Source organism: Pseudomonas anguilliseptica, from assembly GCF_021375795.1.
Lineage (GTDB): Bacteria > Pseudomonadota > Gammaproteobacteria > Pseudomonadales > Pseudomonadaceae > Aquipseudomonas > Aquipseudomonas anguilliseptica_A.
The window spans coordinates 1,042,836-1,062,806 of sequence record NZ_JAEIOI010000001.1; the positions used below are offsets into that span (position 1 = coordinate 1,042,836).

Annotated in this window: 21 protein-coding genes; 18 read left to right on the forward strand and 3 right to left on the reverse strand. The window is 59.5% G+C overall.

The window, feature by feature from the left end; all coding sequences use genetic code 11:
- Nucleotides 1-9: 9 nt before the first annotated feature.
- The 17 genes from iscU to IOD17_RS04870 all read left to right on the forward strand — a co-directional run bounded on the left by iscU (nucleotide 10) and on the right by IOD17_RS04870 (nucleotide 15,104).
- Nucleotides 10-396: a Fe-S cluster assembly scaffold IscU gene (gene iscU, locus IOD17_RS04790; RefSeq protein ID WP_040261926.1), complete on the forward strand. Its 387-nt coding sequence runs from the start codon at nucleotides 10-12 to the stop codon at nucleotides 394-396.
- Nucleotides 397-408: 12 nt separating this feature from the next.
- Complete coding sequence (gene iscA, locus IOD17_RS04795) at nucleotides 409-732, forward strand: iron-sulfur cluster assembly protein IscA (RefSeq protein ID WP_090248639.1); 324 nt, start codon at nucleotides 409-411, stop codon at nucleotides 730-732.
- Nucleotides 733-739: 7 nt separating this feature from the next.
- Nucleotides 740-1,261 (forward strand): co-chaperone HscB, encoded by a 522-nt coding sequence (gene hscB / locus IOD17_RS04800; RefSeq protein WP_233683940.1) that lies wholly within the window; start codon nucleotides 740-742, stop codon nucleotides 1,259-1,261.
- Nucleotides 1,262-1,309: 48 nt separating this feature from the next.
- A complete protein-coding gene (gene hscA / locus IOD17_RS04805) occupies nucleotides 1,310-3,175 on the forward strand; it encodes a Fe-S protein assembly chaperone HscA (RefSeq protein ID WP_233683941.1) in 1,866 nt (621 codons plus the stop codon).
- A 2-nt stretch (nucleotides 3,176-3,177) separates the two neighbouring features.
- Entirely contained in the window at nucleotides 3,178-3,519 is a 342-nt protein-coding gene (fdx, locus tag IOD17_RS04810) for an ISC system 2Fe-2S type ferredoxin (RefSeq protein ID WP_233683942.1), read from the forward strand.
- Nucleotides 3,520-3,533: 14 nt separating this feature from the next.
- Nucleotides 3,534-3,734: a Fe-S cluster assembly protein IscX gene (iscX, locus tag IOD17_RS04815; RefSeq protein ID WP_233683943.1), complete on the forward strand. Its 201-nt coding sequence runs from the start codon at nucleotides 3,534-3,536 to the stop codon at nucleotides 3,732-3,734.
- Between the two features lie 94 nt (nucleotides 3,735-3,828).
- Nucleotides 3,829-4,260, forward strand: coding sequence for a nucleoside-diphosphate kinase (gene ndk / locus IOD17_RS04820; protein WP_090248631.1), 432 nt, complete (start codon nucleotides 3,829-3,831; stop codon nucleotides 4,258-4,260).
- Nucleotides 4,261-4,283: 23 nt separating this feature from the next.
- Complete coding sequence (gene rlmN, locus IOD17_RS04825; protein ID WP_233683944.1) at nucleotides 4,284-5,432, forward strand: 23S rRNA (adenine(2503)-C(2))-methyltransferase RlmN; 1,149 nt, start codon at nucleotides 4,284-4,286, stop codon at nucleotides 5,430-5,432.
- 13 nt (nucleotides 5,433-5,445) lie between these two features.
- Nucleotides 5,446-6,204 (forward strand): type IV pilus biogenesis/stability protein PilW, encoded by a 759-nt coding sequence (gene pilW / locus IOD17_RS04830; protein ID WP_233683945.1) that lies wholly within the window; start codon nucleotides 5,446-5,448, stop codon nucleotides 6,202-6,204.
- The gene (locus tag IOD17_RS04835) at nucleotides 6,204-7,217 is read left to right on the forward strand and encodes a RodZ domain-containing protein (RefSeq protein ID WP_233683946.1); all 1,014 of its coding nucleotides are present in this window, start codon (nucleotides 6,204-6,206) and stop codon (nucleotides 7,215-7,217) included. The genes pilW and IOD17_RS04835 overlap by 1 nt, the downstream gene beginning before the upstream one ends.
- A 1-nt stretch (nucleotide 7,218) precedes the next feature.
- Nucleotides 7,219-8,337 (forward strand): flavodoxin-dependent (E)-4-hydroxy-3-methylbut-2-enyl-diphosphate synthase, encoded by a 1,119-nt coding sequence (gene ispG, locus IOD17_RS04840; protein WP_233683947.1) that lies wholly within the window; start codon nucleotides 7,219-7,221, stop codon nucleotides 8,335-8,337.
- Nucleotides 8,338-8,346: 9 nt separating this feature from the next.
- A complete protein-coding gene (gene hisS / locus IOD17_RS04845; protein ID WP_233683948.1) occupies nucleotides 8,347-9,636 on the forward strand; it encodes a histidine--tRNA ligase in 1,290 nt (429 codons plus the stop codon).
- 100 nt (nucleotides 9,637-9,736) lie between these two features.
- Nucleotides 9,737-10,318, forward strand: coding sequence for a tetratricopeptide repeat protein (locus tag IOD17_RS04850; protein ID WP_233684519.1), 582 nt, complete (start codon nucleotides 9,737-9,739; stop codon nucleotides 10,316-10,318).
- Nucleotides 10,311-11,462, forward strand: a complete 1,152-nt coding sequence (bamB, locus tag IOD17_RS04855) for an outer membrane protein assembly factor BamB (protein WP_233684520.1) — start codon at nucleotides 10,311-10,313, stop codon at nucleotides 11,460-11,462. The genes IOD17_RS04850 and bamB overlap by 8 nt, the downstream gene beginning before the upstream one ends.
- Before the next feature lie 127 nt (nucleotides 11,463-11,589).
- Nucleotides 11,590-13,062: a ribosome biogenesis GTPase Der gene (gene der, locus IOD17_RS04860; RefSeq protein WP_233683949.1), complete on the forward strand. Its 1,473-nt coding sequence runs from the start codon at nucleotides 11,590-11,592 to the stop codon at nucleotides 13,060-13,062.
- 105 nt (nucleotides 13,063-13,167) lie between these two features.
- Nucleotides 13,168-14,316, forward strand: coding sequence for a pyridoxal phosphate-dependent aminotransferase (locus IOD17_RS04865; RefSeq protein WP_233683950.1), 1,149 nt, complete (start codon nucleotides 13,168-13,170; stop codon nucleotides 14,314-14,316).
- Nucleotides 14,304-15,104 carry an amidohydrolase gene (locus tag IOD17_RS04870; RefSeq protein WP_233683951.1) on the forward strand — a complete coding sequence of 267 codons (801 nt, stop codon included), beginning with the start codon at nucleotides 14,304-14,306 and terminating at the stop codon, nucleotides 15,102-15,104. The genes IOD17_RS04865 and IOD17_RS04870 overlap by 13 nt, the downstream gene beginning before the upstream one ends.
- Here the strand turns inward: IOD17_RS04870 and IOD17_RS04875 are convergent.
- Nucleotides 15,101-15,484 carry a MerR family DNA-binding protein gene (locus IOD17_RS04875; RefSeq protein WP_233683952.1) on the reverse strand — a complete coding sequence of 128 codons (384 nt, stop codon included), beginning with the start codon at nucleotides 15,482-15,484 and terminating at the stop codon, nucleotides 15,101-15,103. The genes IOD17_RS04870 and IOD17_RS04875 overlap by 4 nt on opposite strands.
- A 76-nt stretch (nucleotides 15,485-15,560) precedes the next feature.
- Here IOD17_RS04875 and IOD17_RS04880 point away from each other — a divergent pair, with 76 nt between their 5' ends.
- On the forward strand, nucleotides 15,561-16,628 hold the full coding sequence (locus IOD17_RS04880) for an SDR family oxidoreductase (protein ID WP_233683953.1): 1,068 nt from the start codon (nucleotides 15,561-15,563) through the stop codon (nucleotides 16,626-16,628).
- A gap of 15 nt (nucleotides 16,629-16,643) precedes the next feature.
- Here the strand turns inward: IOD17_RS04880 and leuA are convergent, their stop codons facing one another.
- Both leuA and IOD17_RS04890 read right to left on the reverse strand, forming a co-directional pair.
- Nucleotides 16,644-18,314, reverse strand: coding sequence for a 2-isopropylmalate synthase (gene leuA / locus IOD17_RS04885; protein ID WP_233683954.1), 1,671 nt, complete (start codon nucleotides 18,312-18,314; stop codon nucleotides 16,644-16,646).
- 326 nt (nucleotides 18,315-18,640) lie between these two features.
- Nucleotides 18,641-19,891, reverse strand: a complete 1,251-nt coding sequence (locus tag IOD17_RS04890; RefSeq protein WP_233683955.1) for a mechanosensitive ion channel family protein — start codon at nucleotides 19,889-19,891, stop codon at nucleotides 18,641-18,643.
- Nucleotides 19,892-19,971: the final 80 nt, after the last annotated feature.

Below are 19,971 nucleotides of genomic sequence, written 5' to 3' on the forward strand. Positions count from 1 at the left end.
AATACCAGCATGGCTTACAGTGAAAAGGTCATTGACCATTACGAAAACCCGCGCAACGTCGGCAAGATGGATGCGGAAGACCCGGACGTCGGCACTGGCATGGTCGGCGCGCCGGCTTGCGGTGACGTGATGCGTTTGCAGATCAAGGTCAACGAGCAGGGCGTTATCGAAGACGCCAAGTTCAAAACCTACGGCTGCGGTTCGGCAATCGCCTCCAGCTCCCTGGCCACCGAGTGGATGAAGGGCAAGACTCTGGATGAAGCCGAAACCATCAAGAACACTCAGTTGGCCGAGGAATTGGCCCTTCCGCCGGTGAAAATTCACTGCTCGGTACTCGCCGAAGACGCCATCAAGGCCGCAGTGCGCGATTACAAGCAGAAGAAAGGCTTGCTCTAAGGAGGTTTGTCGATGGCTATCAGCATGACCGAAGCTGCCGCTCAGCACGTGCGTCGCTCGCTTGAGGGGCGCGGTAAGGGCGAAGGTATTCGCCTGGGTGTGCGCACCACGGGCTGTTCCGGCTTGGCCTATGTGCTGGAGTTTGTCGATGAGGCCGCCAGCGAAGATCAGGTGTTCGAGAATCATGGCGTCAAGGTGATCATCGATCCCAAGAGCCTGGTCTACCTCGATGGCACCGAGCTCGATTTCGTCAAGGAAGGGTTGAACGAAGGCTTCAAGTTCAACAACCCAAACGTGCGCGGCGAATGTGGCTGCGGCGAAAGCTTCAATATCTGAGGCGCGTGTGGGCAGTCCTTGTCACTTTGCATTGTTTGACCTGCAGCCAGGCTTTCGCCTGGATCAGGAGTTGTTGGCCAGCCGTTACCGTGAGCTGGCACGGCATGTCCACCCGGACCGCTTTGCGGATGCCTCCGAGCGCGAGCAGCGCTTGGCGCTGGAGCAGTCCGCCAGCCTTAATGAAGCCTATCGGACGCTGAAGAATGCGCCGCAGCGTGCGCGTTATCTGCTGGCGCTGCGTGGCCCGGAGTTGCCGCTGGAAGTCACTGTGCAGGATCCCGGCTTTCTCATGCAGCAGATGCAGTGGCGTGAAGAGCTGGAAGAACTGCATGAGAGCGCTGATCTGGCCGGCGTGGCGCAATTCAAGCGGCGTCTGAAAGTGGCTCAGGATGAGCTCAACGAAAGTTTTGCCGTTTGTTGGGATGATGCGGCGCGGCGCGAAGAGGCCGAGCGCCTGATGCGTCGCATGCAGTTTCTCGACAAGCTCTCTCACGAGGTGCGCCAGCTGGAAGAGCGCCTCGACGATTAACGCTGGTATGCCCTTGCCGCGTACCTGATACCTAAGCACTGATTAATCATGGCCTTACTGCAGATCGCTGAGCCCGGACAAAGCCCCCAGCCACACCAGCGTCGACTGGCCGTGGGGATTGATCTGGGTACCACCAATTCGCTGGTCGCTGCTGTACGCAGCGGCCTGTCCGAGCCACTGGCCGATGCTGCCGGGCAGGTCATTCTGCCGTCCGCTGTGCGTTACCACGCCAATCGCACTGAGGTGGGGGAGGCGGCCAAGGCATCTGCTTCGGCTGACCCGCTGAATACCGTGTTGTCGGTCAAGCGCCTGATGGGGCGTGGCCTGGCGGATGTCAAACAGCTTGGTGAGCAGCTGCCGTACCGTTTTGTCGGCGGCGAATCGCATATGCCGTTTATCGAGACCGTGCAGGGCCCGAAAAGCCCGGTTGAGGTCTCGGCGGATATTCTCAAGGTGCTGCGTCAGCGCGCTGAAGCGACCCTGGGTGGTGAGCTGGTCGGTGCGGTGATCACCGTGCCGGCTTATTTCGATGATTCGCAGCGTCAAGCCACCAAGGATGCTGCGCGTCTGGCCGGGCTGAATGTGCTGCGTCTGCTCAATGAGCCGACTGCCGCAGCAGTCGCTTATGGCCTGGATCAGCATGCCGAGGGCGTGGTCGCTATTTATGACCTGGGTGGCGGTACCTTCGATATTTCCGTGCTGCGTCTGACTGGCGGTGTGTTTGAAGTGCTGGCCACAGGTGGTGACAGTGCCCTGGGTGGCGATGACTTCGATCATGCAATCGCTGGCTGGATAGTTGAGCAGGCCGGTATTTCCTCTGATCTCGATCCGGCACAGCAGCGCTTGTTGCTGGAGGCTGCCTGTGTCGCCAAAGAAGCCCTGACTGACAGTGCTTCGGCAAGCCTCAGCTATGCCGGCTGGACTGGCCAGTTGAGTCGTGAGCAGTTCGATACGTTGATCGAGCCGATGCTGGCGCGCAGCCTCAAGGCCTGTCGCCGTGCAGTGCGCGATGCCGGTATTGAGCTGGATGAAGTTGAAGCCGTAGTGATGGTTGGCGGCTCCACTCGGGTGCCACGTGTGCGTCAGGCGGTTGCCGAGTTGTTCGCCCGTGAGCCGTTGACCGATATCGACCCTGATCAGGTGGTGGCCATTGGTGCGGCGATTCAGGCTGATGCCCTGGCCGGCAACAAGCGCGGCGATGGCGAAGAGTTGTTGCTGCTGGATGTGATTCCCCTGTCGCTCGGTCTGGAAACCATGGGCGGGCTGATGGAGAAGGTGATTCCGCGCAACACCACCATTCCCGTGGCGCGCGCCCAGGACTTCACCACCTATAAAGATGGTCAGACGGCCATGATGGTGCATGTACTGCAGGGTGAGCGCGAGCTGATCAGCGATTGCCGCTCGTTGGCGCGCTTTGAGTTGCGCGGTATTCCGCCAATGGTCGCCGGTGCGGCGAAGATTCGCGTGACCTTTCAGGTGGATGCCGATGGTCTGCTCAGTGTTGCTGCGCGTGAACTGGCGTCGGGCGTCGAGGCGAGCATCCAGGTCAAGCCGTCCTATGGGCTGACCGATGGTGAAATCGCCCGCATGCTGCAGGACTCCTTCAAGAACGCTGGCGATGACAAGGTCGCCCGTGTGTTGCGCGAGCAGCAGGTCGATGCTCAGCGTCTGCTGGAGGCTGTCGAGGCGGCGTTGCTGGCCGATGGTGAGCGCCTGCTGGACGCTGATGAGCGCCTAGCAATCGAGGCGCAGATGCAGCAGTTGCGTGACTTGATGGCAGGTACTGATGGCTTGGCGATCGAGCAGCAAACCAAACGTTTGACCCAGGTGACGGATGCCTTTGCTGCGCGTCGTCTGGATGCCACGGTCAAGGCTGCATTGGCTGGCCGTAGTCTTGATGAGATTGAGGAATAAGCATGCCGCAGATCATTTTTCTGCCTCACGCCATATTGTGTCCGGAAGGGCTGGTGGTTGAAGTCGAGCCAGGCACGTCGGTGCTTGAGGTGGCGCATGAGCATCACATCGAGATCGAAAGTGCCTGCGGCGGTGTCTGTGCCTGTACCACCTGTCACTGCATTATTCGTGAGGGGTTTGATTCGCTGGCCGAGGCCGATGAGCTGGAAGAGGACATGCTCGACAAGGCCTGGGGCCTTGAAGCGCAGTCGCGTCTGTCCTGTCAGGCGATTGTCGGTACTGAGGATCTGACAGTCGAGATTCCCAAGTACTCACTCAATCACGCCGCTGAAGCACCGCACTGAGTTCAGGAGTTGTTATGAGTCTGAAGTGGGTTGATGTTCTGGAGATCGCCATTCAATTGGCTGAGTCCAAACCTGAGGTGGACCCTCGCTACGTGAATTTTGTTGATCTGCATAAGTGGATTCTGGCGTTGCCGGAGTTCAGTGACGATCCGCAGCGTGGTGGTGAGAAAGTCCTGGAAGCTGTCCAGGCTGCCTGGATCGAAGAGGCCGACTGATACGGCTTGTGTCGCGCCCTACGCATTTAACCGGAACCCGCGTATAATTCGCGGGTTTAATTTTTCGCTTTAATCATTGTTTCTGGAGTTTCACATGGCTGTTCAACGCACTTTCTCCATCATCAAGCCTGATGCCGTTGCTAAAAACGTTGTTGGCGAGATCACCACTCGTTTCGAAAAAGCCGGCCTGCGCGTCGTTGCTTCGAAAATGGTTCAACTGTCCGAGCGCGAAGCTGCTGGCTTCTACGCTGAGCACAGCGAGCGTGGCTTCTTCAAGGATCTGGTTGCATTCATGACTTCCGGTCCGGTTATCGTTCAGGTTCTGGAAGGCGAAAACGCTGTTCTGGCCAACCGTGAGCTGATGGGCGCTACCAACCCGAAAGAAGCAGCTGCCGGCACCATCCGTGCTGACTTTGCCGTTTCCATCGACGAGAACGCTGTTCACGGTTCCGATTCGGAAGCTTCCGCTGCCCGCGAAATCGCTTACTTCTTCGCTGCCACCGAAGTTTGCGCACGCATTCGCTAAGCGAATCGGGTGAGGGTGAAGCCATGACTGCATCGACCGGTAAAATCAATCTGCTGGGGCTGACCCTGGCAGAGATGGAGCAATTCTTCGAAAGCATCGGGGAAAAGCGTTTCCGTGCCGGTCAGGTGATGAAGTGGATTCACCACTTTGGCGTCGATGATTTCGCCGCCATGAGCAATGTCGGCAAGGTCTTGCGCGAAAAGCTCGAGGCCTCTGCTGAAATCCGCGGCCCGGAAGTGGTCAGCGAAGATATTTCTACTGATGGCACGCGCAAGTGGGTTGTGCGAGTGGCGTCAGGCAGCTGTGTCGAAACCGTGTACATCCCCCAGGGCTCGCGTGGCACCTTGTGTGTGTCATCGCAAGCGGGTTGTGCACTGGATTGCAGTTTCTGCTCGACAGGCAAACAGGGTTTCAATAGTGATCTCTCTGCTGCCGAGGTCATCGGTCAGGTGTGGATCGCCAACAAGTCGTTCGGCAGCGTGCCGGCGAAGATCGACCGTGCCATCACCAACGTGGTAATGATGGGTATGGGCGAACCGCTGCTGAATTTCGACAACGTCGTCGCCGCCATGAAGATCATGATGGACGACCTCGGCTATGGCATTTCCAAACGCAAGGTGACGCTGTCCACCTCGGGCGTGGTGCCGATGATCGACAAGCTCGGCGAAGTGATCGATGTGTCGCTGGCGTTGTCGCTGCATGCGCCGAACGATGCACTGCGTAACCAATTGGTGCCGATCAACAAGAAGTACCCGCTGGAAATGTTGCTGGCGGCGTGCAAACGCTATGTCTCGCGTCTTGGCGAGAAGCGCGTGCTGACCATCGAGTACACCCTGCTCAAGGATGTTAACGATAAGGTCGAGCATGCTGAGGAAATGATCGCACTTCTCAAGGATGTGCCTTGCAAGATCAACCTGATTCCGTTTAATCCCTTCCCGCACTCGGGCTACGAGCGGCCGAGCAACAATGCCATCCGCCGTTTCCAGGATCTGCTGCACAAAGCCGGTCACAATGTCACCGTGCGCACTACGCGCGGCGAAGACATCGATGCGGCATGTGGTCAGTTGGTTGGCCAGGTCATGGACCGTACCCGTCGTAGTGAGCGTTATATTGCTGTGCGTGAGTTGAGTAGCGAGGCCGAAACGCCAAGTTCCGCCGCCAATCGAACCTGAGGGGAGGATACCCATGACCTTGCGTCCCGCGTTATTGCTGTTGGCCGCCAGTCTGTTAGCCGGTTGCGTCACGACCGGTAATGTTGACCCAATGAAAACCGGCAAGGGCCGTGAAGAAGCCCGTGATGCTTATGTGCAACTGGGTATTGGGTATCTGCAGCAAGGGGAAACCGAACGCGCCAAGGTTCCGCTGAAAAAGGCGCTGGAACTCGACTCCTCAAATGCGGATGCGCATGCCGCACTGGCTCTGGTCTTCCAGATCGAGATGGAGCCGAAACTGGCTGATGAGCATTTTCGCAAGGCCATTTCACAGCGGCGTGATGATGCCCGTCTGCTGAATAATTACGGCAGCTTCTTGTTCGAGCAAAAGCGTTATCAGGAGGCGATGGAGCGTTATACCCAGGCGGCTCAGGACAACCTGTACCCCGAGCGGTCGCGGGTTTTTGAAAACCTGGGTTTGACTGCCCTGCAGTTGCAACAGCGCGAACATGCCAAGGCTTATTTCGAACGCTCTCTGCGTTTGAACAGTCGTCAACCCCGTGCGTTGATGGAAATGGCCCTGCTGTCTTTCGAGGATAAGCAGTTCGTTCCGGCCCGCAGTTATTACGAGAGCTATCTGCTTCTGGCGCCCCATGATGCGCGCAGCCTGTTGCTTGGCGTGCGCTTGGCGAAGGTGTTTGAGGAGCGCGACAATGCCGCGAGCCTCGGTCTGCAGTTGAAACGGCTTTATCCGGGTACCCCGGAATATCAGCAATACCTGTCGGAGCAATGATGAAAGCGGCGCATCCAGAAGTGCTAGCAGTTCCCCGTATCAATCCGGGTGAGACTTTGCGCAAGGCTCGTGAGAGTCGTGGTTGGACTATTGCCGAGGTCGCTGGCCAGCTTAATTTGACGCCGCAAAGGCTGAGCCAAATCGAGCAAGGCGCGTTTGACAAGTTGCCGGGTAATACCTTTGCCCGTGGTTATGTGCGCGCCTACGCCAAGTTGCTGGAAGTAGACCAGAATCGTCTGGTGCTGGAGTTCGATCAATTTACCGGTAGCGATGCTGCTGGCAGCAGCGTGCATAGCCTGAACCGTATCGAAGAGCCGGTGAGCTATTCGCAGCGTGTGCTGCGTATGGTCAGTTTTGTCTTGCTGCTCGCCTTGGCCGGTTTGAGCTTCTTCTGGTGGCAGGAGCAGGCTGAGCGTCGTGCGGAAGATCTCGCAGCGACCAACCTTGAGCATGTGGAAGTCGACGGCGCTGATGGCACAACGCAGATTCATCCGCTGGATGAGCCCGAAGACCAAGCGGTAGAAGCCGCTCAAGCCGAGGGTGAGGTCCTGCAACCGCTGCTGGATGAAAGTGCCACTGCCGTAACTGAGGCTGCTGCCGATCCGACGGTTACTGCGCCGGTCGCCGCTGTCGATCCGGCCACTACTGCACCGCAAACCCCGGTTACGGCTCCAGCCGTAACTGAAGCCGCAGCAGTTGAGGCGCCTGCACCGTCGGCTGTGGCTGCTCCCCAGCCTGCACCTGCTGCGCCAGTTCAGCTGGCAGCCGGTGAAGCACTGATCAGTGTGACCTTTATTGCTGATTGCTGGACTCAGCTAACCGATGCCAACGGCAAGGTGCTGTTCAGTGCCCTTAAACGTAAAGGCGATAGCCTGGAGTTGGCCGGCAAGGCTCCGTTGGAATTGCGTCTGGGTTTTGCCCGTGGCGCCCAGGTCAGCCTGAATGGCAATCCAGTCGATGTGGCTCCGTTTATCTCTGGTGAAACCGCGCGTCTGAAGTTGGGTGGGCAGTAACATGCATTGCGAGTCACCAATCAAGCGTCGCATTTCACGCAAAATCTGGGTTGGCTCGGTGCCGGTGGGCGGTGATTCGCCCATCGCTGTGCAGAGCATGACCAACAGCGATACCAATGATGTAGCTGCCACCGTGGCGCAGATTCGTCGCCTGGAAGATGCTGGCGCCGATATCGTGCGGGTTTCCGTGCCGGATATGGACGCTGCCGAGGCGTTTGGCCGAATCAAGCAGCAGGTTCGCGTGCCGCTGGTGGCCGATATCCACTTCGACTACCAGATTGCCTTGCGTGTAGCCGAACTTGGCGTCGATTGCCTGCGTATCAACCCGGGCAATATCGGTCGTGAAGACCGCGTGCGTGCAGTGGTTGAGGCTGCGCGCGACAAGGGCATTCCAATCCGCATCGGTGTCAACGCCGGGTCGCTGGAAAAGGACCTGCAGAAAAAGTACGGCGAGCCGACACCAGAGGCGCTGGTTGAATCAGCCTTGCGTCATGTCGAACACCTGGATCGGCTGAATTTCCCGGACTTCAAAGTCAGCGTAAAAGCGTCAGACGTGTTTATGGCTGTCGAGGCCTATCGCTTACTGGCCAAGCAGATCGAGCAGCCGCTGCACCTGGGTATCACCGAAGCCGGCGGTTTGCGCTCCGGTACGGTGAAGTCGGCGGTGGGCCTGGGTATGCTGCTGGCCGAAGGGATTGGCGACACCATTCGCATCTCTCTGGCTGCTGACCCTGTGGAAGAGATCAAGGTCGGCTTCGATATCCTCAAGTCCTTGCGCCTGCGTTCCCGTGGTATCAACTTCATCGCCTGTCCGAGTTGCTCACGGCAGAATTTCGATGTGGTGAAAACCATGAACGAGTTGGAGCAGCGTGTTGAAGACTTGCTCGTCCCGCTGGATGTTGCAGTGATCGGCTGCGTGGTCAACGGCCCTGGCGAAGCCAAGGAAGCCCATATCGGCCTGACCGGTGGTTCGCCCAACCTGATCTATATCGATGGCAAGCCGGCGCACAAGCTGGGTAATGACAACCTGGTCGATGAGCTGGAAAAGCTCATCCGCCAGAAAGCAGCCGACAAGGTTGCTGCTGACGCCGCGGTTATCGTGCGCAGCCAAGACAGCTAAGGAATTGAAGTGAGCAAGCCCCTGCAAGCCATTCGTGGCATGAACGATATCCTGCCCGAGCAGACCCCGCTTTGGCGTTATTTTGAAGGTGCAGTCGCCAGTCTGCTGGACGGTTATGGCTATCGGCAGATTCGCATGCCGATTGTTGAGTTCACCGAGCTGTTCAAACGCTCGATTGGTGAAGTCACCGACATCGTCGAAAAAGAGATGTACACCTTCGATGACCGTAATGGCGACTCTCTGACGCTGCGTCCGGAAGGCACTGCAGCCTGCGTGCGTGCTGTGCTTGAACATGGTTTGTCCGGCGGTGGGCAGACGCAGAAGCTCTGGTACATCGGCCCGATGTTCCGTCACGAGCGCCCGCAGAAAGGCCGTTACCGTCAGTTTCATCAGATCGGTGTGGAAGTCTTCAATATCGATGGCCCGGATATCGACGCCGAGCTGATCGCCCTGACCTGGCGCTTGTGGGGCCTGTTGGGCATTCGTGATGCGGTCAAACTTGAGCTCAACAGCCTGGGCACCAGTGCCGCGCGCGCGGTGTACCGTGATGCGCTGGTCGAGTTCCTGACGGCCCATGCCGATCAGCTGGATGAAGACAGCCGCCGCCGCATGGCAACTAACCCGCTACGCGTGCTCGACAGCAAAGTGCCGGAAACTCAGGCTTTGCTGGTCAATGCACCGAAACTAGCGGATTACCTCGATGAAGAATCACGTGTGCATTTCGAGGGGCTCAAGGCCCGTCTGGACGCCGCGGGTGTGCCCTATGTGATCAACCCCAAGCTGGTGCGTGGGCTGGATTACTACAGCAAGACCGTATTCGAGTGGGTGACCGATCAATTGGGCTCGCAGGGTACGGTGTGTGCCGGTGGTCGCTACGATGGCCTGGTTGAGCAGATGGGCGGCAAGCCGACCCCGGGCGTCGGTTTTGCCATGGGCATCGAACGGTTGGTGCTGTTGCTCGAAACTCTAGGTAAAGTACCGGCTGAAATTGCCCGTACCGTCGATGTTTACCTCTGTGCTTTTGGTGGGCCAGCCGAATTGGCGGCCTTGGCGCTCAGCGAGCGCCTGCGTGACGAGTTGCCGTGGCTGCGTCTGCAGGTGAATGCCGGCGCGGGGAGCTTCAAGAGTCAGTTCAAGAAAGCCGACAAGAGCGGGGCCTTGTATGCCTTGATTCTGGGTGAAGACGAACTGGCTAAGCAAATGGTAGGTTGCAAGCCGCTGCGCGGTCAGGGCGAGCAACAAGATATTGCCTGGTCGGCATTGGCCGATCACCTGGCGAACTGCGCCAATCAGGCCTGAGCGTCTGTTGAGTGATTTAGCGAATAGGAGTGTTGGGGTGGTTTCGCGTACTGATGATGAAGAACTGGCCGTAATCAAGGACTGGTGGCAGCGCAATGGCATGCCATTGCTGACCGGCGTCGTGCTGGCCCTGGTGGTGGTATTCGGCTGGCAGGGCTGGCAGAAGTACCAGAGCAACCAGTCCTATGGTGCTTCGCTGGTGTATCAGCAACTGCTGGAAGCAGCGCTGGACCCAAGCGGTAAACCAGATGCCGGTAAAGTGGCTGAGCTGGCCAACACCCTGAAGAATGATTACTCCGGTAGTCATTACGCTCAATACGGTCGCCTGTTCGTGGCCAAGGTGGCGGTCGAAGCCGGCAAGCTGGACGACGCTGCCAGCGAGTTGCAGGCGATTGTCGACAAACCGGCGGATGACAGCCTGGGCGAGTTGGCGCGTCAGCGCCTGGCACGCGTGCTGGCGGCTCAGGACAAGGCTGAAGACGCCCTGAAACTGCTGGATGCCAAAGTCGCACCGGCGTTTACCGCCAGCCGGGAAGAACTCAAGGGTGATCTGCTGGTGCAACTTGGCCGTGCTGATGATGCCCATGCCGCTTACGAGAAAGCCAAGGCCGCGCTGTCTGACGATGCCGCTGTCGGTGGTCTGCAAATGAAGCTGGATGATCTGGCAAAAGGGGATGCGTGACGTGATGCGCTGGAAGAATGCCGCACTGCTGGCCCTGGCCGTTCTGGCCGTAGGTTGCAGCAGCAATAGCAAGAAGGAACTGCCGCCGGCCGATCTACCCAAGTTCGAGGAAGAGGTGCGCCTGCAGAAGGAATGGAGTCGTTCGATTGGCGAAGGCCAGGGCGAAACCTTCAACATGTTGGTACCGGCGATTGACGGTGAGCAGATCTACGCGGCCGACGTCGAAGGTCTGGTTGTGGCCATGGACCGCATGAACGGCAAGGTCATCTGGAAAGCTGATCTGGAACTTCCGGTCTCTGGCGCTGTGGCTGCCGGCTATGGCCTGGTGGTGGTTGGCACGCTGAAAGGCGAAATCATCGCCCTCGACAGCGCTTCCGGTGAAGAGAAGTGGCGTGCCCGGGTGACCAGCGAAGTGCTGGCGGCGCCGGCACTGAATGGCGATGTGGTACTGGTGCAGACTCAGGATGATCGCCTGATCGCCCTGGATATCAGCACTGGCGCGCAGCGCTGGATCTTTGAAAATACCCCGGCCGTGCTGACCCTGCGCGGTACTGGCAGCCCGGTGCTGACCAACCGTCTGGCGGTTGCCGGCCTGTCCACCGGCAAGGTGATTGCTCTGGACGCGCAGCGCGGCATCCCGGTTTGGGAACAGCGTGTGGCGATTCCGCAAGGTCGCTCGGAACTGGATCGTGTGGTCGACATCGACGGTGGCTTGCTGCTCTCGGCCGGCACCCTCTATGCAGTCAGTTACCAGGGCCGTGTTGCGGCGCTGGATCTGGAAAGCGGTCGTATCCTCTGGCAGCGTGAAGCGTCCAGTTCGGTCGGCGTTGCTCAGGGCTACGGCAGTGTTTACGTAAGCCTGGCCAGCGGTACTGTTGAAGGTATCGACGAGCGTTCGGCTTCGGCATTGTGGAGCAACGATGCCCTGGCACGTCGTCAGCTGTCGGCACCGGAAGTGTTCTCCAGTTACATCGCCTTCGGTGATCTGGAAGGCTATCTGCACCTGGTCAGCCAGGTTGATGGTCGATTCGTCGGTCGTACCCGTATCGACAGTGACGGCCTGCGTGCTCGTCCGCTGGTGGTGGGCGACTGGCTGTATGCCTTTGGCAACGGCGGCAACCTGGTGGCACTGACCATCAAGTAGTGCTGCGCTGAGCGTTGGCTATGCTGCACAACACCTGAGGTGTCGCAGCATGGCCCACGCAATGAATTCCGGCCGCTGCCCCTGCAGCGGCTTTTGTATTTTCTGAAATAACGAAGTGGAGAGCCTAATGGTTCCCGTAATTGCCCTGGTGGGCCGCCCGAACGTCGGCAAGTCCACCCTGTTTAACCGCTTGACCAAGTCCCGTGACGCGATTGTCGGCGACCTGTCTGGTCTGACCCGTGATCGTCAATACGGCGAGGCTAAGTGGCAGGGGCGAACCTATATCGTCATCGACACCGGGGGTATTTCCGGCGATGAGGAAGGCATTGACGCGAAGATGGCCGAGCAGTCGCTGCAGGCGATCGAAGAAGCCGACGCCGTGCTGTTCCTGGTGGATGCCCGCGCCGGTCTGTCGGCCTCCGATCAGATGATTGGCGAGCACCTGCGCCGCCGTAACAAGCGCAGCTTCCTGGTGATCAACAAGGTCGACAACCTCGACACTGACCTGGCGCGCGCTGAGTTTGCCAGCATGGCCATGGGCGAGTCCCTGCCGATCGCTGGTGCTCATGGGCGGGGCATCACGCAGATGCTCGAAGCTGTGCTGGGTTCCTTCCCCAAGGATGCTGCAGAGCCGGAAGAGGGTGAGGAAGAGGAAGTTGTACTCGAAGGTCAGGAAGCCAAGCGCATTCCAGGTCCGAGTGAGAAAGACGGTATCAAGCTGGCCATCATCGGCCGCCCCAACGTCGGTAAATCGACCCTGGTCAACCGCATGCTCGGTGAAGAACGGGTCATTGTGTATGACCAGGCCGGCACCACCCGCGACAGCATCTACATTCCCTTTGAGCGTGATGACGAGAAGTACACCTTGATCGACACTGCCGGCGTGCGCCGCCGCGGCAAGATCTTCGAGGCGGTGGAAAAGTTCTCGGTGGTGAAAACCCTGCAGGCAATTCAGGACTCCAACGTCGTGGTGTTTGTCATGGATGCCCGCGAAGGGGTGGTCGATCATGACCTCAACTTGCTCGGCTTCGTGCTGGAAAGCGGCCGCGCACTGGTGATTGCCCTGAACAAATGGGACGGCATGGAGCCCAGCGAGCGCGACTACGTGAAGACCGAGTTGCAACGCCGGCTGTTCTTTGTCGACTTTGCCGATATCCACTTTATCTCGGCGCTACACGGCACCGGCGTGGGTAATCTGTACAAGTCGGTACAGGCCTCGTTCAAGTCGGCGATCACCCGCTGGCCGACCAACCGCCTGACGCAGATTCTCGAAGACGCCGTCAGCGATCACGCGCCACCCATGGTCAGCGGTCGCCGCATCAAGCTGCGTTACGCTCACCTGGGTGGTGCCAACCCGCCGCTGATTGTGATCCACGGTAACCAGGTCGAAGCGGTACCCAAGTCCTATGTTCGCTATCTGGAAAACACCTACCGGCGTGTGCTTAAGCTGGTCGGCACGCCGATCCGCATCGAGTTCAAGGGTGGTGATAACCCCTATGAGGGCAACAAGAACACCCTCACGGATCGTCAGGTGAACAAGAAGCGCCGTCTGATGAGCCACCACAAGAAGGCTGAGAAGAAGCGTAAAGACAAGCGCTAAGCTTGGATTCAAACGCTCTATAAAGGCACCTGCGGGTGCCTTTTGCGTCTCTGGGGTATCGGCTATCCTGCGCCATCACTAGCGCTTAAGCCGGATGCCGCCTCGATGATTATCAGCAAGCTGCCGAACGTCGGCACTACCATCTTTACTCGCATGTCGCAGCTCGCTGCAGAAACCGGGGCGCTCAATCTGTCCCAGGGTTTTCCGGATTTTGATGGCCCGCAGGGGCTGCGCGAAGCGGTCAGTCGACATGTCGCGGCCGGGCACAACCAGTACGCGCCGATGACTGGTTTGCCAGCCCTGCGTGAACAGGTGGCGGCGAAGATTGCACGCAGTTATGGCCGCAGTGTCAGCGCTGACAGCGAAATCACTATTACGCCCGGAGCGACTCAGGCGATTTTCTGTGCGGTGCAGGCGCTGGTCCGCCCTGGTGACGAGGTGATCGTTTTCGACCCCAGCTATGACAGCTACGAGCCCTCGGTTGAGCTGGCCGGCGGGCGTTGCATTCATGTGCCTCTGGCGTTACCGGGATTCAGCATTGACTGGCAGCGTCTACAGGATGCCTTGAGCAGCCGAACCCGCTTGATCATCCTCAACACGCCGCACAACCCCAGTGGTGCGCTGATTTCCCGCAGTGAGCTGGATCAGTTGGCTGCGCTGATTCGTGGCCGCGACATCTACCTGATCAGCGACGAGGTGTATGAGCACCTGGTGTTCGATGACGTGGCACACGTCAGCGTACTGGCCCATGACGAGCTGTATCAGCGCGCTTTTGTGGTCAGCTCGTTCGGCAAGTCCTATCACGTGACCGGCTGGAAGACCGGCTATGTGGTGGCGCCGCCAGCCCTGAGCGCCGAACTGCGCAAGGTGCACCAATACGTCAGCTTCTGTGGCGTGACGCCGCTGCAATGGGCGCTGGCCGACTATATGGCCGAGCACCCTGAGCATGTGGACGAGCTACCAGCCTTCTATCAGGTCAAGCGTGACTTGTTCTGTGACCTGTTGGAGGCCTCGCGTTTTACCTTTACCCGCGCGGCTGGCACGTTTTTCCAGTTGGTCGACTATTCGGCTATTCGTCCCGACCTGGATGATGTGGCCATGGCCGAGTGGTTGACCCGCGAGCAGGGTGTCGCAGCGATTCCGATTTCCGTGTTCTACCAGGCACCACCCAAGGACTTGCGCCTGGTGCGCTTCTGCTTTGCCAAGCGCGAAGAGACCCTGCGTCAGGCGGCGGAAAAGCTATGCGCGATCTGAGCCAGTGGCCTGATCTTGAACTGGCGCTGATCCAGACCCGTCTGGTCTGGCAGGATCCTGCCGCGAATCGTGCGTATTTCACTGCCCTGCTGGAGCAGGCGCGCGGTGCCGATCTGATCGTGCTGCCGGAGATGTTCAGCACGGGGTTCTCCATGGACTCAGCCGCCTTGGCCGAGCCCGAAGACGGTCCCACCAGCCAATGGTTGCGTGAGCAGGCACAGGCGCTGCAGGCCGTGGTCACCGGCAGCCTGATTATCCAGGCAGCCGATGGTTCCTACCGAAACCGCCTGCTCTGGGCACGCCCGGATGGCACGGTGGCGCATTACGACAAGCGCCACCTGTTTCGCATGGCCGGCGAGCACAAGCACTACAGCGCCGGTGAACAGCAGGTTTTGCTGGAGGTGAAGGGGTGGCAGGTGCGCCCGCTGATCTGTTACGACCTGCGTTTCCCTGTATGGAGTCGCGACCCGCAGCAGACTGATCTGCTGCTTTATACCGCCAACTGGCCTGCCGCACGGCGTAACCACTGGAACCGCCTGTTGCCAGCCAGGGCGATTGAAAACCTGTGCTATGTCGCGGCGGTGAATCGCATCGGCGAGGACGGTAAGGGCCACGCTTACAGTGGCGATAGTCAGGTGCTGGATTATCAGGGTGAGCTGTTGCTGGAGCCCGGGGCTGCGGATGGGGTGTTCCGTGTCAGCCTCAACGCCGCTGGGCTGGCGGCCTATCGGCAGCGGTTCCCGGCGTATCTGGATGCCGACGAGTTCGTGCTGGGTGCCTCCTGCTAGCGCGGGCGTCGTTTGGCCAAGGCCGCCTGTTCGGCAGCGCTGGCTTCCAGTCGCAGTTTCTCGCTACGCAGAAAGTCGCCCAGCTGCTGAAGCTCAGCAATTTTCTGCTCCACCTCGGCCAGTTTACGGCTGACCAGGGCTGCGCCCTGAGCGCAGTCGAGTTGTTGCTCGCGCCGTGCGCGAAGGATTTCGCCGATCTCGCCGAGAGAGAAGCCCATGCTCTGCGCCTGCTGGATAAAGCCCAGGTCATGCAGCGTCTGCAGGCTGTATTCGCGGTAATTGTTGTCGCGGCGCAGGACGCTGATCAGCCCCAGGCTCTCGTAGTAGCGCAGAGTATGGCGGCTGGCACCGCTGCGTTTTTCCAGTTCACCAATGCGCATGCAAATCCCGCTTGACTGTAGAGTTTGCTCGACAGTTTAGCCTGCTTGGGTCATCAACGACTCAGGAGGATTGGCGATGAATCAGCCATGTTTTGTCACCGGCGGCAGCGGTTTTATCGGTCAGCATCTGCTTGCCTTGCTCACTAGCAGAGGTCACCCGGTCAGCGTGCTGATGCGTCGACCGCACAGCCTGCCAGCCTTGCGCGGGCAGATCGAGCAGTTGGGCGGGCGCGGGGATCTGCTCACGGCGGTTGGCGGTGATCTGGGCTTGCCGGGGCTGGGGCTGGATGCCACAGACCGTGAGCAGGTGCGTCAGGCGGCGGTGGTGTTTCACCTGGGTGTGCAGTTTGCCTGGGGGTTGTCGCAGGGGCAGGCACGCCAGGTCAATGTCGAGGGGGCAATTCGGGTGGCAGAGTTGGCGGCGCAGCAGGGTAGCCGCCTGCTGATGGTGGGCGGATTTATGCTGGCCAATCATGCGCATTTACAGCGTATTGGGGTGAACTTGCAGCACCCTGAGCAGACCGACTGGGATCGCCTCTATCGACGTTCTGGGGCGTATGAAGGCAGCAAGCTGGAAGCGCATTTTCGCGTACGCGCCCGTATGGCCGAGCTGCAGGCATCATTGACGCTGGTGCACCCGGCCACTGTCTGCGGCCATAGCCGTAGCGGGCATATCCTGCCGGCGCAGCCGTTGGCGGGCTTGATCGACAATCTGGCTGCGGGCCGGCTTGGGGCGATACCCGGTTCTGCGGCGCATTGGCTTCCCTTGGTCAGCGTGGATTTTCTCGCCGAGTTGATGCTGGCTGCGGCCTTTGATGAGCAGCAGGTCGGCCAGGAAATCCTCGCCCTGGATGCTGCGACGCCCAACCTGCAGGGCATGCTGCAGCAATTGGCTCATACGTTGAGTGTGCAGGCGCCGAGCCGGCACCTGCCGATACCCTTGCTGCGTATGTTGCTGAAAATTCCGGGTGTGCCGCGGCTGCTGCATACCGATGCCGAGTCGTTGGATTTTATCCAGACCACCCGCTTTGATACCGCCGCGACCCAAGCTTTGGTGCAGCGCCATCAACTGCACTGGCCAGACATCGACCAGGCGTTGCAGGCGACGGCGCGTTACCTGGCGCGAACGCCGTCAGTGGCCTGACGGCGTGCACTGCGATCAGGCCGCTTGTTCGGCGGCTTGACCGAGTGCGCGGTTCAGTGCGCTAAACAGTGCACGGAAGCTCGCTGTGGTGAGGTTTTCATCGATGCCCACGCCGTGCAGGGCGCGGCCACCGTTGACGCGCAGTTCGATATAGGCTGCCGCTTTGGCATTGGTGCCGGCGCCGATGGCGTGCTCGCTGTAGTCCATGATTTCCACGTCTACCGGCAGGCCGGCGACCAGGGCTTCCAGCGGGCCTTTGCCGATCCCGCGCCAGTGCTGGGTTTCGCCGGCATTGACCACTTCCACATCGACCGCGCTGGTACCGTTTTCTTCCTGCAGGCGATGGCCTTTCAGGGCGTAGGGTGCAGTGGCCTGCAGGTACTCGGTTTCGAGCAGCTGGTAAATTTGCGCGGCGGTCATCTCCAGGCCGAGGCGGTCGGTTTCCTTCTGCACCACCTGGCTGAATTCGATCTGCATACGGCGTGGCAGGTTGATGCCGTATTCCTGCTCCAGCAGGAAGGTGATGCCGCCCTTGCCAGATTGGCTATTGACGCGAATCACCGCCTCGTAATCACGGCCGATGTCGGCCGGATCGATCGGCAGGTACGGTACTTCCCATACAGCATCGGCCTGCTGCTGAGCAAAGCCCTTGCGAATGGCATCCTGGTGCGAGCCGGAGAAGGCGGTGTGCACAAGATCACCGACGTAAGGATGGCGTGGATGCACCGGAATCTGGTTGCAGTCCTCGACCACCTTGCGCACGGCGTCAATGTCGGAGAAGTCCAGTTCGGGGTTTACGCCCTGGGTGTAGAGGTTCAGCGCCAGGGTCACCAGGCAGACGTTGCCGGTGCGCTCACCGTTGCCGAACAGGCAGCCTTCGACGCGATCAGCACCGGCCATTACGGCCAGCTCGGAGGCGGCGACGCCGGTGCCACGGTCATTGTGGGTGTGTACGCTGATCAGCACGCTGTCACGGCGGTCGACGTGACGACCGAACCACTCGATCTGGTCGGCGTAGTTGTTCGGCGTGGCGCACTCGATGGTGGCGGGCAGGTTGAGAATCAGCTTGTTAGCCGGGGTCGGCTGGAACACGCCGATCACCGCGTTGCATACCTCGACGGCGAAGTCGATCTCGGTGCTGCTGAACACTTCTGGCGAGTACTCGAAGCCCCACTGGGTTTCCGGTGCGGCCTCGGCCAGGCGTTTGATGGTAGTGCCAGCAGACACGGCGATGGCTTTCACACCGGCCTTGTCCTGGTTGAAGACGATCTTGCGGAAGCTCGGCGCACAGGCGTTGTAGTAGTGGACGATGGCCTTCTTGGCACCTTTCAGCGACTCGAAGGTGCGCTCGATAAGGTCATCACGGGCCTGGGTCAGCACCTGAATGGTCACGTCGTCTGGAATGTGGCCGCCTTCGATCAGCTCGCGGACGAAGTCGAAGTCGGTCTGCGAGGCGGACGGGAAGCCCACTTCGATTTCCTTCAAACCTACTGCCAGCAGACATTTGAAGAAGCGCATCTTCTTCTCGGCATCCATCGGCTCGATCAGCGACTGGTTGCCGTCGCGCAGGTCGGTGGACAGCCAGATCGGCGCCTTGTCGATGATCTGATCCGGCCAGGTGCGGTCCGGAATCTGGATCTGGGTGAACGGGCGGTACTTGCTGGACGGGTCTTTAAGCATGGTCATGGCGTTGATCCTTGTGGCGCGGTTGCAAGCGGCGAACCGGGCAAAAACTGAGAAAACAGGCAGGGCGTGGGCTTGAACAATCAGCCACGCAGTCGCTGGCTCACCAGGCAGAGGTTGGCGTGTTGGCGCAGCAGGATAAGGGTGTGATGGGTGTTCATAGCGCCAACCCTAATCTTTGAGGAAAAAGCTGGCAAGTAACGCTTGAAAATTGGTGTTTTAGCGCGTTCTGTATGGTTTAAAACAATATATTTTGCGCAAAAAGCCGTGCTGCGGCATTTGAATTGCGGGCGGCCTCAGGTGCTTAGGCCGCCGCTGTGGCATCAAGGCTAAGCGCCAGGCAGCAAGCTATGTTTCAGTTCACGCATGTCCGCCCCGCTGGGGTGCTGGAAGACCCGCAGACCAAACTCCGGAAGGATGGCCAGCAGGTGGTCGAAGATATCCGACTGAATGGCCTCATAGCGTGCCCAAGCGATGGTGTTGGTGAAGCAGTACAGTTCCAGCGGTAGACCGTCTGCGGTCGGACTCAGCTGGCGGACCAGCTGGGTCATCTCCTGATGGATACCCGGATGCTGGCGCAGGTAGTGCTCGACGTAAGCGCGGAAGGTGCCGATGTTGGTAACCCGCCGGGTGTTTGCGGGCTCCTGGCTGGCCTCGGCCAGGGCGCTGTTCCAGCTGAGCAGCTCGCTCTGCTTGCTGTTCAGGTATTGGCCGAGCAGTAGAAAACGCTGCAGGCGAATGATCTGCTCCGGGCTGAGGAAACTGATGCTGGTTTGATCAAGCAGCAGGCTGCGCTTGATTCGCCGTCCACCGGACTCCTGCATGCCACGCCAGTTCTTGAACGGGTCGCTGATAAAGCGCTTGGTCGGGATGGTGGTGATGGTTTTGTCCCAGTTCTGCACCTTGACCGTGTGCAGGGCGATGTCGATGACATCACCGTCGGCGTTCAGCTGTGGCATCTCGATCCAGTCACCGACACGCACGATATCGCTGGAGGAAATCTGCACGCTGGCGACCAGCGATAGCAAGGTGTCCTGAAAAATCAGCATCAGTACGGCGGCCATCGCGCCCAGGCCAGACAGCAGAATCAGCGGCGAGCGGTCGATCAGGCTGGCTACCATGAGTATTGCGGCAATCGCAAAAAGCAGAATCTTCACCACCTGCACATAGCCCTTGATCGGCTTCAGATGGGCATTCGGGCGCTTCTGGTAGACGTTGTTAAGCAGCGTCAGCACGCCGCTGATGGCCAGGGCGATGGTCAATACGATAAAGGCGCTACAGACATTACCGGTCACCGCCACGACCGCTTCCGGCAGATTGGGCACCAGGGTGATACCCGCAGAAATGATCAGCGCCGGGACGATGTTGGCGAGCCGTGCGATAACCCTTGAGTCATGCAGGCTGCCGTCCTGGCCAATCGGCGTGGCTTTCAGTGCCCGGTACAGGCCGCGCAACAGGATGCGCTTGACCACCCAGTTGGCCAGCCAGGCCGCCAGTAGCAGCAGCGACAGGCCAGTCAGGCTATAGAGTTCGGGATAGTGTTCAAGCCACTGCTGGGCGTTGCTGTACAGGTCGTTCATACCGCTCCTCGGGGTGTTCGTTCAGCGTATTAACGCTGCCACCTTAACAAACGAGCGAAAAACGAGCCGGCTGGGTTGTT

Coding starts and splice junctions, on each gene's coding strand:
- der (WP_233683949.1), top strand. CDS start 11,590: ATGGTTCCCGTAATTGCCCTGGTGGGCCGCCCGAACGTCGGCAAGTCC.
- IOD17_RS04880 (WP_233683953.1), top strand. CDS start 15,561: ATGAATCAGCCATGTTTTGTCACCGGCGGCAGCGGTTTTATCGGTCAG.
- IOD17_RS04890 (WP_233683955.1), bottom strand. CDS start 19,891: ATGAACGACCTGTACAGCAACGCCCAGCAGTGGCTTGAACACTATCCC.
- bamB (WP_233684520.1), top strand. CDS start 10,311: ATGCGTGACGTGATGCGCTGGAAGAATGCCGCACTGCTGGCCCTGGCC.
- IOD17_RS04870 (WP_233683951.1), top strand. CDS start 14,304: ATGCGCGATCTGAGCCAGTGGCCTGATCTTGAACTGGCGCTGATCCAG.
- ndk (WP_090248631.1), top strand. CDS start 3,829: ATGGCTGTTCAACGCACTTTCTCCATCATCAAGCCTGATGCCGTTGCT.
- IOD17_RS04850 (WP_233684519.1), top strand. CDS start 9,737: ATGCCATTGCTGACCGGCGTCGTGCTGGCCCTGGTGGTGGTATTCGGC.
- rlmN (WP_233683944.1), top strand. CDS start 4,284: ATGACTGCATCGACCGGTAAAATCAATCTGCTGGGGCTGACCCTGGCA.
- IOD17_RS04865 (WP_233683950.1), top strand. CDS start 13,168: ATGATTATCAGCAAGCTGCCGAACGTCGGCACTACCATCTTTACTCGC.
- iscU (WP_040261926.1), top strand. CDS start 10: ATGGCTTACAGTGAAAAGGTCATTGACCATTACGAAAACCCGCGCAAC.
- IOD17_RS04835 (WP_233683946.1), top strand. CDS start 6,204: ATGAAAGCGGCGCATCCAGAAGTGCTAGCAGTTCCCCGTATCAATCCG.
- pilW (WP_233683945.1), top strand. CDS start 5,446: ATGACCTTGCGTCCCGCGTTATTGCTGTTGGCCGCCAGTCTGTTAGCC.
- hscA (WP_233683941.1), top strand. CDS start 1,310: ATGGCCTTACTGCAGATCGCTGAGCCCGGACAAAGCCCCCAGCCACAC.
- iscA (WP_090248639.1), top strand. CDS start 409: ATGGCTATCAGCATGACCGAAGCTGCCGCTCAGCACGTGCGTCGCTCG.
- fdx (WP_233683942.1), top strand. CDS start 3,178: ATGCCGCAGATCATTTTTCTGCCTCACGCCATATTGTGTCCGGAAGGG.
- ispG (WP_233683947.1), top strand. CDS start 7,219: ATGCATTGCGAGTCACCAATCAAGCGTCGCATTTCACGCAAAATCTGG.
- iscX (WP_233683943.1), top strand. CDS start 3,534: ATGAGTCTGAAGTGGGTTGATGTTCTGGAGATCGCCATTCAATTGGCT.
- IOD17_RS04875 (WP_233683952.1), bottom strand. CDS start 15,484: ATGCGCATTGGTGAACTGGAAAAACGCAGCGGTGCCAGCCGCCATACT.
- leuA (WP_233683954.1), bottom strand. CDS start 18,314: ATGACCATGCTTAAAGACCCGTCCAGCAAGTACCGCCCGTTCACCCAG.